This is a genomic window from Shewanella sp. Choline-02u-19 (assembly GCF_002836205.1).
Classification (GTDB): Bacteria; Pseudomonadota; Gammaproteobacteria; order Enterobacterales; family Shewanellaceae; genus Shewanella.
Window position 1 is genome coordinate 1,366,850 of sequence record NZ_PJBE01000013.1, and the last position, 13,673, is coordinate 1,380,522.

The 13,673-nt window shown below is 40.5% G+C and carries 8 protein-coding genes; 6 read left to right on the plus strand and 2 right to left on the minus strand.

The features are described from left to right. Window positions 1-285: 285 nt before the first annotated feature. The 3 genes from CXF83_RS12725 (at window position 286) to CXF83_RS12735 (ending at window position 2,567) form a co-directional block, all read left to right on the plus strand. Entirely contained in the window at window positions 286-636 is a 351-nt protein-coding gene (locus CXF83_RS12725; RefSeq protein ID WP_101090181.1) for a MerR family transcriptional regulator, read from the plus strand. 63 nt (window positions 637-699) lie between these two features. Beyond that, window positions 700-1,077 carry a carboxymuconolactone decarboxylase family protein gene (locus tag CXF83_RS12730; RefSeq protein WP_101090180.1) on the plus strand — a complete coding sequence of 126 codons (378 nt, stop codon included), beginning with the start codon at window positions 700-702 and terminating at the stop codon, window positions 1,075-1,077. 458 nt (window positions 1,078-1,535) lie between these two features. Further along, window positions 1,536-2,567, plus strand: a complete 1,032-nt coding sequence (locus CXF83_RS12735; protein WP_101090179.1) for a sensor domain-containing diguanylate cyclase — start codon at window positions 1,536-1,538, stop codon at window positions 2,565-2,567. Window positions 2,568-2,766: 199 nt separating this feature from the next. Here CXF83_RS12735 and CXF83_RS23020 read toward each other — a convergent pair whose 3' ends face one another. Next, on the minus strand, window positions 2,767-6,039 hold the full coding sequence (locus tag CXF83_RS23020; protein WP_198553544.1) for a sensor domain-containing protein: 3,273 nt from the start codon (window positions 6,037-6,039) through the stop codon (window positions 2,767-2,769). Window positions 6,040-6,878: 839 nt separating this feature from the next. On the opposite strand from CXF83_RS23020, the gene CXF83_RS12745 reads away from it, so the two are divergent. Both CXF83_RS12745 and CXF83_RS12750 read left to right on the plus strand, forming a co-directional pair. Beyond that, entirely contained in the window at window positions 6,879-8,759 is a 1,881-nt protein-coding gene (locus CXF83_RS12745) for a methyl-accepting chemotaxis protein (RefSeq protein ID WP_101090177.1), read from the plus strand. Between the two features lie 940 nt (window positions 8,760-9,699). Further along, window positions 9,700-11,376 (plus strand): AMP-binding protein, encoded by a 1,677-nt coding sequence (locus CXF83_RS12750; protein WP_101090176.1) that lies wholly within the window; start codon window positions 9,700-9,702, stop codon window positions 11,374-11,376. Window positions 11,377-11,448: 72 nt separating this feature from the next. Here CXF83_RS12750 and CXF83_RS12755 read toward each other — a convergent pair whose 3' ends face one another. Continuing rightward, window positions 11,449-12,072: a TetR/AcrR family transcriptional regulator gene (locus tag CXF83_RS12755; protein ID WP_101090175.1), complete on the minus strand. Its 624-nt coding sequence runs from the start codon at window positions 12,070-12,072 to the stop codon at window positions 11,449-11,451. Between the two features lie 364 nt (window positions 12,073-12,436). Between CXF83_RS12755 and CXF83_RS12760 the strand changes: the two genes are divergently transcribed. Beyond that, window positions 12,437-13,669, plus strand: coding sequence for an efflux RND transporter periplasmic adaptor subunit (locus CXF83_RS12760; RefSeq protein ID WP_101090174.1), 1,233 nt, complete (start codon window positions 12,437-12,439; stop codon window positions 13,667-13,669). Window positions 13,670-13,673 lie beyond the last annotated feature (4 nt).

Sequence of the window (13,673 nt, forward strand, 5' to 3'; positions counted from 1 at the left end):
TTCGGTATAATTTGAGTTTAGTACTGGGTTAGAGCAGTAACCTAGCGGTTAAATTCACGCTTTAAAGAACTATCGGATAGCTAGCCTATACGAAACTCGCTGCGTTCCATGTTGCTGCTGTCTAATATGGAATGTAATCGATTGAATTGTGAATAAAAAAATTCCCATCGTCACGGATATGAAGGTAAGCCTCTATAGTGCGGTTTGTTTCTGGTGCCTTATTGCGTAATGTCATCAATCCGCTAAAACAGAGTCAAAAAATAGTTATGTATAAGAGGTAATGCAATGAATATGAAAGAGTTTTCAAATATAGTTGGTCTATCACCTCATACGCTGCGTTACTATGAAAAAATAGGCTTACTTAAAAACGTGCACAGAAACACTAGTGGCCACAGAGCATATACCAGCAGAAATATAGAGTGGGTTAGTTTTGTGAATCGCCTGAAGGAAACTGGAATGCCTTTAGCGAACATCATTGAGTATGCAACGCTCCGAGAATTGGGCTCAAATACCGCATTAGAGCGTCAAATGTTGTTAGAACAACACCAAGAAAGCTTAAAAATTCATATTCAGCAACAGCAAAAGCATCTGGCGGCTTTGGCGCATAAAATCAGCCAATATAAAGAGGGAAAGTGAGTTGACTTAGAGTTAACTCTAACTAGTAAGCTGTGGCTTCAGTTTGAAAATTGGAGTTTACGCATGAAAAATACCAGATTCACCTTAGGTCTAGCGCAGCTGTCAAAAATTGACGGTGAGGCGGGACATCAAGTTATTGAAAGCCTACAAGAGATCTGTCCTGACCTGGCTAGGTTCACTATTGAATATCCTTTTGGTGACATCTACACCCGCCAGGCTCTTGATTTGAAGTCGAGAGAAATCGCAACGGTTGCAGCGCTAACCGCATTAGGTAACTGCACTCCACAGCTTAAGGTTCATTTAAATGCCGCTTTGAACGTGGGTTGCAGCGAGGAAGAGGTAAAAGAGGTACTGTTGCAAATGTCAGTTTATGCCGGCTTCCCAGCAGCGCTAAATGGAATGTTTGCCTTTAAAGATGTTCTAAACCAGCGAAAAGTTTAAGCTTTAACTTCCTTTAACTGTTCTGAATTAAATGCGTTAGGGATTTCACCTAACGCATTTATGTCTATAAGTAGTCTAGGTCAGCACAACCACAGTGACAGCCACAAAAGAGCTCCAACTTTAGTGTTAAATTCAGAATTTTTTTCTATTACTTCCCATGCTACAAGTCATCTTAGAGTCGAATTAGAAATGAAGAATAAACTTACGCATACATGGGAAGGGTACTTGTAGATATTAAACTTAACAGTACTTAATCGACCGACTACACTTACATGAGATTGCCAGTGTTAACTGACAATGCCCGGTAAAAAGAGAACGATAAAACTGCAAGGTAAACAATTATTTAAATATATAAGACGTCGTTTTACATCAGGCCTGCTGTTAACTTCAATAACCATATTTGAGGACGTTGAAGTGACTGTCAGGATAAATAATCTCATGGATAGAGTTGATATATAATGCCATTACCTAAATTCAGAGCCAATGAAGATCATCTGCGCTTTTCTATAAAACAGAGTCATGCGTGGATTGAACATTCTCCTATTTGTACAAAAATTATAGATCTTGATTTCAACCTGCAGTTTATGAGCTCAGCAGGGGTTAAAACACTTGCCATTAGTGATGTTAAACAGTATTACGGCAAGGCTTATCCTTTTGGTTTTTATCCGCAATCTTTTCGTGACCAAATGTCCAATAATTTAAGAAAGGCGCGAGATACCGGCTTAGTTATAGAGCAAGAGGCTGCTGTGGTGGACACGCGTGGAAATGAAGTGTGGTTTCATTCAACTATTTCGCCAGTCAGTGAAAATGGAGATCAAATTGATTACTTAATGGTAGTCTCAATCGATGTAACTGCAAGGCATGCCAGCATACGAGAATTAGAACAGCTTAATGATGAGCTTGAACGCAAAGTTTATATCCGAACACTTAAACTTGAGAATGCAAATAAGGCATTACATCAACAAGTTGAAACAGATTTTTTAACCAAGTTATCTAATCGCCTTGCCTTTGATAGACACATAAGCATGAGCATAACATCTGCTAAATTAAGTGAAAAATGCCTTTCGTTGTTGATGATAGACGTTGATAATTTTAAAACCTATAACGACAAATATGGGCATGACGTTGGTGATCTAGTTTTGGCAAGTATCGCGGATTCGATAGACAATTCATTACTTAGACAAACCGACATTGCAGCTCGAATTGGCGGTGAAGAGTTTGCAATTTTGTTGCCGGAAACAGATGTTAACGCGGGCTTTTGTATCGCTGAGCGGGTTCGTACTAATATCGAGGCATTACAGGTTCGGAATAGCGACTCAGGTATGATCGCTAATATAACGGTTAGTATCGGCGTCGCGTGTTTAAAAGATGATGAGCTAAATGCCACGGCTTTACTAAAACAAGCAGATAAAGCTCTTTACCTCGCTAAACATTTGGGGAGAAACAACTCGCAGATCTACTTTGCAGATGTAGTCAGCAAACTAGCATAAACTTTTATCGAAGCTCCTTTTTATGAAGACACTATAATCAAAAAACAAGACGAGTAACTAAGCCAAGTAAAACGAGTCTCTCAACTAAAGCCCTAATGATGGCAGAGAACAAATGGAATTCTAAATATAGCGTAAGAGCCCTTTTTAGAGTTAAAAGGGATTGCTGATGGATTCAATATGCTTTTTTAAATGATGAACATCAACAAGATGCCACTTCATCTCTCCACGTATCATCAGGCTGCCAGTGTGCCGCCCACTCAGGAATATCCTTAGCAATCATCGGTCTGGCAATGCCATAACCTTGTGCCAATTCACAACCTAACTTCAACAGAGCAATACCATGAGCGATAGTCTCAACACCCTCTGCAATCACTTCACGTTTAAATGACTTCGACAACACCACTACACTTTCGACAATCGCCAAGTCATCAGGGTCAATCAACATATCCCCAACAAAAGTCTGGTCGATCTTAATTAAGCTCGCTGGTAAACGTCTCAAGTGACTCAGTGAAGAGTAACCCGTGCCAAAGTCATCTAATGCAAAATTAACCCCAAGTTCGATACAGGCTAGCATGGTTTCTGACACCTGTAGTACATCGGCTATCGCACTTGTTTCAAGTACTTCTAGTTCTAAAGAGCTAGGAGCAACCCCCGGGAATTCGGCCAATAGCTCCGCTAAGCGTGTTGCAAAACCTTCACTCTGTAATTGAAGTGCGTTAATGTTGACACTGACAGGAATATCCAACCCCAACGCTTGCCACGCTTCAATCTGACGAAGAGCAGTGCTGATAACCCATTCACCTACCTCGATACTGAGAATATGATTTTCAATGACGGGCAAAAAATCGTTAGGGGGGACTAAACCACGCTCGGGGCATTGCCAACGAATTAACGCTTCGGCACCAATCATCTTCCCCGTTTTCATATTGACCTTAGGTTGGTAATAAAGCACAAATTCATTTTTGTTCAGAGCTTTACGTATACAATCTAACTTTTCATGTTGAGTGATCATCGCAGCATTATGTGCAGAGTCAAACAAACGATATCGGTTCTTTCCCTCTTGCTTCGCCACATACATGGCTTGATCAGCATGTCGCATAAGTTGGTCTGCATCGACACCATCTTGCGGGTAAATGGTGACACCAATACTGGCAGAGACTTCCAGCCTGACTCCGCCTATGACTACCGGTTCCGATGCAGCTTGCAACAGGCGTTCCAACATAGGTTCACAATCTTCCACTGTGGCTATATTTTCCATCACAGCGACAAATTCATCCCCGCCGATACGGGCCAGGGTGTCGACATCGCGTAAAGCTTCCCTCATGCGAGATGAGACGACAATTAATAATTCATCACCAACGACATGACCATAGGTATCGTTAACGTCTTTGAATCCATCCAAATCAAGAAATGCGACCGCTAGTAATGAGTGTTGACGTTGGCTATGGCTCATAGATTGCGTTAGACGGTCTGCCAATAATGTCCGGTTAGGTAAGTGAGTTAACATATCATAGTGAGCAATACGTTCTAATTGCCCCTGATGCTCTTTAATCGCGGTGATGTCATTGAATAGCGCCACGTAATTTTGCACTATGCCAGTATCATCGAGTACCGCGCTTATCGTGAGAATCAGCGGATAAACCTCGCCATTCTTACGTTTATTCCAGATCTCACCGGTCCAATGCTCTTTTTCTTGTAAAGTGTCCCACATTTCTTTATAGAATTCAGGCAAATGACGTCCGGATTGGAGGATTCGCGGGTTTTGTCCTATCACTTCATCACGGGGGTAGCCTGTGATCGCACTAAAAGCCTCATTAGCGTTTATGATGACACCAGTAGTATCTGTGATGGCGATACCTTCTCTGGCATAGGTGAATACGCTAGCGGCAAGTTTGAGTTCTTCCTCGGTTTGCTTGCTCTTGGTTATATCTTCATGCGTGCCTGACATTCGCACAGACTTGCCATCATTTGTCCATTCAACCACTCGCCCACGATCGAGTATCCAGACCCAGCTGCCGTTCTTGTGCAGCATCCGATATTCGCATTCGTAAGTATCTGTTTCATTTTTGGAACAACGCATTAGCAATTCATTGGTATTATGTGCATCATCGGGATGGAGTCGTGTCTCCCAGGTGCCGATGTCAACGGGTTCAAGCTCTTTAAGGCGGTAACCCAACATCTCGGCCCAGCGTTCATTGTATGCGGAGTCACCTGTCTGTACATTCCATTCCCAGGTGGCCATGTTGGCGCCCAAAATCACTTCTGCATAACGTTGGCTTTGGTCGCGAAATGCCTTCTCAGTCTCATGCAAGGCAGCTTGAATTCGCCTATTTTTGGTAATATCTTGGACCAATGATGTCACGCCAAGCACTTCACCGGTCTCACTTACAATGGGCGTGTTGTACCATTCACAAATGATGGCCCTGCCATCTTTTGTCATGTTCTCATTTATATTTCTGGACGCTTTATTATTTTCAATCAATCTTTTACCGATCTTATTGACATCTTCTCTAGCTCCTTCAGGCACCAAAAGTTCTAATAGAGAATGACCCATGACTTCGTCGACAGAGTATCCGAATATCTTCTCGGCTGATTTATTCAATTCACTACAATTTAAGTTTTTATCCCATGAAATATACCCAAGCGGCGTATTCTGAACATGGTGGGACAGTATCGTCTCACTAGCCTGTAACTCCGTTGCTGCCTTGTTGCGGTCTGTCACGTCCCGAATGAACCCCATATAGCCCTGAATTTGGCCATCAACAGCTTTGATCACGACTCTACTTGTTTCACCTACGACGATACTGCCATCCTTGTGCCGGTAGTTCGCTTCATAAGGTTTGACCTTATCTCCAGCGGCGAGATTGAAATACATACGACCATGTCGCTGGAACTCTTCATCGCTTTCATAAATGATCGATGCTTTTTCCCCCACAAGTTCTTCACGGCTATAGCCTAACAAAACTTCCATAGCCTGATTTATCGAAATAATCTGGCGATTTAGATCTGCAAAAATGAAGCCATCGGTAGCACAATCAGAAATTGTTCTGAACAACCTTTCGTTATGAACGGAGGTTGTTTTAGTTTCCTCAAGGGCGCGCAGAGCTTCTTCACGTTCGCGAATCTTTCTTGGTACCCAGAGCTTTAGGAGAAGCAAGATGACTAGTAAGCCAGCAGCAATATTGATTAATTTTGGGAGAATGAGCAAAGAGGGTTGCGACAACAGCTCGTGGATAGATTTTGGCACCAGCCCGTACAATGAGTTGAAATACAATCCAAAATAGACACTTTCAATTATGGTCCTGAATGCATCAATGCTAAGCACTATAAGGAGAACCGCAACCGTTCCGCCAACTGCGCCATCAACGGCTTGTAATTGTCTAAGTTTTACCAGATAAATACCGACTATAACTAACCATAAGGCGGTCAAGATCCAGTATGCTATTGGTGTAATGATGTCAAACGTATGCATTTTTATTTCTCTAATAAACTTACAAGCAGACCTTCTAGGTCTGATGGCCATCAGGCTAAATAAAAGAGCGTATGACAAAAGCAATTAACGCTTTTAGCCACTCTTATATACTTTAAATTCGAATGTTAATCTTGTTAGTCATTAGTTGAAGCGGCTCAATAATAATATGGTCTTTGATGCACCCAGTATTAAAGCAGAATTTTAACATCAACGTTTCATCATGGATCATAATTGATTTAGACCACCAACATATATAGAAAACAATTATTTAAACTTGAAACTCCCACTCACTCACGCTTTGGAATTAGTCCCAAAGTGACGTTTAATGACAAAGTTTTTAGTAGTATCTAATAATTTCTCTCCTACCATTATTGTCACAATGAACAAGTGTTACGCGCAAATAATTGATAGAAATAAGTGTCACGAGTACATGTTCGCGACCTTTATCACCTTTTCGATTGCATTTAGTGCCATCCACTGCGATCCGAGTCATACCTTTTTATTTTGAAAAGCGTTATTTAAAATAAACCCACTTTAATCTGTGACAGCATTAGCGGAGTCGTTGCCAAAAAGTAATAACTTAAACTCAGTCCTGAACAAAACCCGTAAACACATCAAAGGTGACCATAACAATTTGGAACTAATTCCATAAGTAGACAGGGTTTACAGATATTTACCATGTTGCAGAAGACTTCAAAAGTCAGGCCGAACTACGTTGCCCATTATAAAGATTATTTGTATCTTGCCTTTAATTAAAATGAAGTTTTTATGATCAAGTCTGTAATGACTAAGTAAAAACCCTCTGATTCTTTGTTCTTAAAATATGGACTGAAATATCTATGCTACTGAAACACAAAATAACGGGACTCTTTACTTCGTTATCATTTTTTATGGTGCTCTTTGTATCCATCCTTGCTTATCAAAATTTCGCGGAGTTCAGTCAGGCCAGTTATCAGGATAAAGTTGAAACGCAATCAGAGCTCGTAGCTCAGACATTAGATGAAAAGTTAATGCGTTTTTTCGACGTAATCGATTCTGGTACATTCTTTTTCGATGACTATGGCAACCTCGATCTTGAACGAGCAAATCTCACTGTCGAAGAGATTGCTAATACGATTGAAGGGGAGGCTGGTATCTATTTAGGTTTAAAAGATGGCACCCTAATTAGTGATGGTAAAGCCGTACTCAATTTCAATGCTATCACCGCTAAACGTGAATGGTTCTTGAAGATTTTTGAAGGAGAGCACTATGTAGTTACTCGATCTTTTGTTGATGTCACTAAGAATGTTGAAGTGTTTGGTCTTTCTGTGCCTATCATGCACCAAGGACGAATTTCCGGAGTCGTGTTAATCAATATCCCGGTTAAACTATTCAGTGATTATGTCGCTTCTCTTACCAGTAACAATCAGATGTTCGTCTACCGAAGCGATGGCTACATAGTATCGAGTGAGGTAAAAGACAATATTGGTAAGAACATATTTGAATTACGTCCGCAGTACAAAGTAATATCTGAATCAAACAAGTCGATGACATACATTGCTCCGGGTTTGGGAGAGTACTTTGTAACAAGTAATAAGATGAAGGTTCGTAACTGGACTGTGGCTAGTTATGAAGCCATGAAAGTCATAGAAGCTGCCAGCATGAATAACCTATATGACACGCTAATTTTGATTGCTATCTCACTCGCTGCACTGATGATCGTTATCTACCAGATGGTTATTCGTCTTATTTATAAACCTATCGGCGGGGAACCACTGGAAATATCAAACATGGTCAAACAAGTTGCAGAGGGTGATCTAAGTATGGATTTATCCACTTCAGGCTTGGAAGAAGGTATATATGGCAATGTGATCTCCATGACACGGAATCTTAGAGCTATTGTCACCAATATTAATGAAACGACAATTGCACTTAATAGCTCTTCAGCCTCCCTGTCATCGTCAGCACAAACTATGAGTGATGGCTCAAAGGCACAAACAGTGCAGCTCGAGCAGACTTCGACGGCGATGAACGAAATGACTTCTACAGTCGATGAAGTAGCACGAAGTGCACTGCAAGCGGCTGAATCGGCCCAGGGGGCGAGTGAGCATTCTGAAGTCGGAATGAAGGTGGTAGAGGATATGAACTCTAATATCCGCTCACTGGTCAATGAGATGGACAATGTGACCCATGTCATCGAAAACGTTGAGGCCGAAACTGTCAATATTGGTAGCATTCTCGATGTGATTAAAGGAATAGCTGATCAGACGAATCTTTTGGCTCTAAATGCTGCAATTGAAGCGGCACGAGCCGGTGAGCAAGGTCGTGGTTTCGCGGTCGTGGCTGATGAAGTTCGAAGTCTTGCAAGCCGGACACAAGAGAGTGCTAATGAGATCACCTTGATGATTGAAAAGCTACAAACAGAGGCAAAAAAAGCGGTAGAACAGATGGGGAAGAATACTCAGCTGGCTCAACTGACCTCGACAAAGACAGAGGAAGCAAATCAATCCCTGACACAAATCACCACATCTGTTTCTATTATTCTCAATATGAATGACCAGATAGCCACGGCATCAGAGCAGCAGACTCAGGTAGCTGCGGAAATTAACCAGAGTGTTTTAGAGATCAATGATTCGGCCAAAGAAACAAATATCCACTCTAATAGCACTACGGAACTTGCACAAGAACTCGGCGGAATGGCTAATACCCTAAATGGTATAGTGAGCCAATTCAAACTTTAAAGACTGGCACCTATTCAGAGGCTGACCACTCTTCTAAAAACTTGTGAATAACCTATTCAATCAATTTTAAAGGCGAACCTGACATGGTTCGCTTTTTTAATGAGGTTTATAAACATCTGAATTAAGGTAATAATGATTATCCCATTTAAAGTTAAATGGCTTGAGCTAACCGATTATTACATCTTTATAATTTATAATTTATAATAATACACATCATTATGTGTATTATTTTTCGTGTTCCAAAAACCTATCTTATAATATTTTCAAAGATGTATTACTAAGGTGATTCTCAGTTACCGTGGTAACAATAAAGGCGACAGCCTTTAGAATAATAGCTATTAACCCTATACTGACTTTTTAGATTTATCTTTGAGGCTATCATTTGGTTTTTGATTTTAGTTTGTCCTCAATTATACATTCAGCCTGTTTGATTATCGGTCATTATGTCTATCGAACATACGATTGTCCTACATTTCCTAATCCAAGCACTCGCTCTTTTATGTCCAAGTAGGTGTCAGTGGATAACTGCGTGATCTCATCGAGATCCTACTACTCCCATCCCTTTAAAAAGGCGAATTGGCCACTATTGTGAGTGGTTAATCGGATAGATGCGAAGAGCGTTACAAAAAGTCTAAGCTGGATATATGAGTTTTTTAAGTTATATACATGTTCTGACTGACGAAGCTTTCCTAACAACAAACCATAGAAGCAAGCATGTGCCACAGTAGAAACTGTCATGATATGCAGTCGCTGAATGCTTTTTTCATTGTTGAAGAAAGATAGAGTGAAGCGGAAAAGCGATAAAAGCAGGGACGAGTCACACTCCGAGATATTAGCGACAGCTAACCCCCAAGAACACTAGTTAATTCATTGAATTCAGCCTATTATTTTATACTAATTAGGTAAATTAATTTACAATAGTGATGTTTAAACAACAATAATGATGGCTATAATGACAAATGATAAACCGTGGTTAAAACGATATCCTGAGGATGTACCCACAACAATAGATTCAAGTATGTATAACAATATCAATGATTTGTTTAAAGAGTCTTTTAGTGCACATGCTAAAAAATCAGCCTATATTAATATGGGACATAGCTTATCCTATCAAGATCTTGAAAGTAAAAGTAACGCTTTTGCTGCTTATCTACAGTCTGAACTAAAAATGAAAAAAGGCGAACGAATCGCCTTGATGATGCCTAATTTATTGCAATATCCCATCACTATTTTAGGTGCATTAAAAGCAGGACTCATTATTGTCAATGTTAATCCACTTTATACCCCTCGAGAGTTAAAACATCAATTACGAGACTCTGGAGCCAGTGCTATTGTTGCTGTCACAAATTTTGGTAATAACCTGCAGCAAATACTGCATGAGACTAACATTAAGCATGTTATTTTAACCAAGATTGGCGATGAGTTAGCTATTCATAAGCGTACATTGGTTAACTTCCTTATCAAACATGTCAAAAAAATAGTGCCTAAATATCATATTCCTGACGCTATTTCATTGCGTAGAGCGTTAACCGAAGGCAAAAAACTTCCCTTTATTGATCCCCAAATAAAAGTAGATGATTTAGCATACCTCCAATATACAGGTGGAACGACGGGTCCTGCGAAAGGGGCAATGCTTACTCATAGTAATATTATTTCTAACGTTCTACAGGTTCATGCTCATTTTAGCCCAAGAACCTTATATGATAAGGAATATGCAGTAACCCCACTTCCGCTTTATCATATTTTTGCCAACTCAGTGAGTATGATGTTTATGCTCTTTCTCGGTGCAACTAATTTACTCATTACCAACCCAAGAGATATAGATGGTTTCGTAGCAGATTTAAGTAAATATCCATTCACTATGGTTTTTGGATTAAATACACTTTTTAATGGTCTAAACAATCATGCTGGTTTTCAGGAATTAGATTTTAGTCATGCTCGTTTTACTATTGCAGGTGGAATGCCGACGCAGAAACATATTGCTGACCGTTGGCAAGAGCTCACTGGAATGCCCGTCATAGAGGGTTATGGCTTAACTGAATGTTCCCCAGTGGTCGCGGCAGGGACTCATCAACAACAATCATTTATTTCTTCAATTGGTGTCCCTTTACCCAGCACTGAACTCCGTATCGTTAATGATGATAATGAACCTTTAGGTCCCAACCAAATTGGTGAAATTCAAATTAGAGGGCCCCAAGTGATGAAAGGCTATTGGCAACAAGAAGCCGAAACCAATACTGTAATGCATGCAGGAGGTTGGTTAAGCTCTGGTGATATAGGAAGAATGGATGACGATGGGATTTTTTATATTGAAGACCGTAAAAAAGATATGATTCTAGTGTCGGGATTTAATGTTTTTCCAACTGAAATAGAAGAAGTTGCAACACTTCACCCTCACATCATCGAAGCTGCTGCCATTGGCATTCCTGATGACGCCACAGGAGAAAAAGTTAAATTATTTATAGTACGCAAAGGTAATGTGACCGTTGAAGAGATAAAAAAACATTGTAGAAAATATCTTACCGGTTATAAAAACCCAAGGATAATCGAATTTAGAGATGAATTGCCAAAATCAAATGTTGGCAAGATCTTACGTCGAGAATTGCGAGATTCTTAGGAGCGATTGCTGACGTCCTAAGGATAACCGGCATATTTGGCATAGATATGAGGCGCAGTCGAGCAAATCCGACTAAACCTCATTCACATGCTGACTGATGATCCCGTCAACGACCATTTCAGCAATTTGGTGCAACTCATCTTTAGTCGCTCCCTCTGCAGACTGTAACGACATCCCTTTAAATAACGTCATGATCAGTCGGGCCAACGCTTCAGGTTGGCAACTGTCGTTGAGTTCACCGCAGCTTTTAGCCAATTCAAATCTATTAATTATCGTAGCTTGATTTTTTTCTTTGCGATTATTGATAGCGATTTTTATTGATTCACTCGCTTCATTGCATGACAAAGTACTATTAATCAATGCGCAACCTTGGGGATGACTGGTGTCAGTAAATTGTGCTGCTGCACCAATCAATAATGCTCGAATGACATCGGCAATATGTGCATGTTGAAATGCGATATTAAACAATGAATCAGGACGATTCTCATACAATTCAATCGCTTTTAAAAATAGTTGTTCTTTATTACCGAATGCCGCATATAAACTGGGTTTTTTAATCCCCATGACTTCAGTGAGTTCACTTAAAGAAGTGCCTTCATAACCATTACGCCAAAATACATTTAGCGCTTGCTCGAGTGCGATATCGATGTCAAACCCACGAGGGCGACCGACACCAGCCGCTTTGATTTCTGTCATAAAAGTAGTCCTACATTAGCGATTCGATATAAATCATGCTCTTACATACCTATTGATGTTCCACATCAAATACCCGTCGGCAAGATACCAAACAATGAGCAGCATCTCAACTGCTGTTAATGCACTGCATAATTTACATACAAATATAGCTTAGCCAGCGCTATTTCATCGAGTACGAATCTGACTTACATAGATTATCAAGTTATATACCGAACGGTACATAAATGATTGACAAGATATCAACAATCTATATATTACCGTTCGGTACACAACATATGTTACCAAACGGTACATATTTAGGTAAGCAGTAACTAACACCATAAAAATCAAGATAACCTTAGCGGTATTGGGAAAGGACAGTAACATGAACATGATTAAATCAATTCGAAGCCTCGTAATCATCAGCTTTTCAGCGTTTGTATTGGTTGCATGCAGCGAGCAAACCACCACTCAACAAACTCCACCAACCGCACCCAAGGTGAATGTTGCTAAGGTGCTTTACGAAAGTATTACCGAGTGGGACCAATTCACGGGTCGCTTGCAAGCTCCTGAAAAAGTAACACTAATCCCACGTGTTTCTGGCTATATTGAGTCAGTCAATTTTCAAGAAGGCACATTGGTCCAAAAGGGTGAGGTGTTATTTACCATCGACTCGAGTGTGTTTGTTACCGAGGTTGAACGCTTACAAGCAGAATTGACCAGTGCAACGTCCGTTCATCAACTCGCTAAAAATGATTTCGAACGAGCCAATAAATTATTCAATCAAAATGCAGTCTCAGAAGAGTTAATCGATACTCGTCGTGCCGGCATGCATCAAACCGCAGCGGCCGTGGCATCAGTAAAAGCAGCCTTAACGCGGGCCCAACTCAATGTTGAATATACTCAAGTTACCGCGCCAATTAGTGGACGAGTCTCATTTGCCAGAGAAACAGCGGGCAATTATGTCACTGCAGGTCAAACCCATCTCACCAATTTAGTCTCAACCACAAAAATGTATGCCTACTTTGATGTTGATGAACAAACTTATTTAAAATATGCCGCATTATCGACTGCAAATAAGCGTAACGATCCACGGTCAGGCACCAATGTTGTGTTTATGGCATTAGCTAACGACACTGGTTTTGGCCATCAAGGCAAAATCGATTTTGTCGACAACACGGTGGATCAACAAACTGGCACCATTAGAGTTAGAGCTGCATTTGCCAATCAAGATAATCGCCTATTACCCGGTTTATTTGCCCGAATTAGAGTTGCAGGTAGTGCAACATACCAAGGAATTTTAATTGACGATAAAGCCATTTTTACTGACTTAAACAAAAAATTCGTCTTGGTGGTTAATGACCAAAACATCCTTGAATATCGCAATGTACGCCTAGGTGAAAAACTTCATGGGTTACGCATTATCAGCTCAGGTTTGACCCCAACCGACACCATTGTCGTCAATAGTCTGCAGAAAGTGCGTCCCAACGTCACCATTGAACCAAACGTCACTGAAATGGCAGACAGTACTCAATTGGACCATATCCACCAAGCACAACGACTCCTCAATAGCCTTCCACTAACAGCGAATGTTGTAGTGCAAGCCAACCAGGGTTAAGGGA

Bases quoted from the DNA above. Each gene is read 5' to 3' on its own strand.
- CXF83_RS12725 (WP_101090181.1), top strand. From the start codon at position 286: ATGAATATGAAAGAGTTTTCAAATATAGTTGGTCTATCACCTCATACG.
- CXF83_RS12730 (WP_101090180.1), top strand. From the start codon at position 700: ATGAAAAATACCAGATTCACCTTAGGTCTAGCGCAGCTGTCAAAAATT.
- CXF83_RS12735 (WP_101090179.1), top strand. From the start codon at position 1,536: ATGCCATTACCTAAATTCAGAGCCAATGAAGATCATCTGCGCTTTTCT.
- CXF83_RS23020 (WP_198553544.1), bottom strand. From the start codon at position 6,039: ATGCATACGTTTGACATCATTACACCAATAGCATACTGGATCTTGACC.
- CXF83_RS12745 (WP_101090177.1), top strand. From the start codon at position 6,879: ATGCTACTGAAACACAAAATAACGGGACTCTTTACTTCGTTATCATTT.
- CXF83_RS12750 (WP_101090176.1), top strand. From the start codon at position 9,700: ATGATGGCTATAATGACAAATGATAAACCGTGGTTAAAACGATATCCT.
- CXF83_RS12755 (WP_101090175.1), bottom strand. From the start codon at position 12,072: ATGACAGAAATCAAAGCGGCTGGTGTCGGTCGCCCTCGTGGGTTTGAC.
- CXF83_RS12760 (WP_101090174.1), top strand. From the start codon at position 12,437: ATGAACATGATTAAATCAATTCGAAGCCTCGTAATCATCAGCTTTTCA.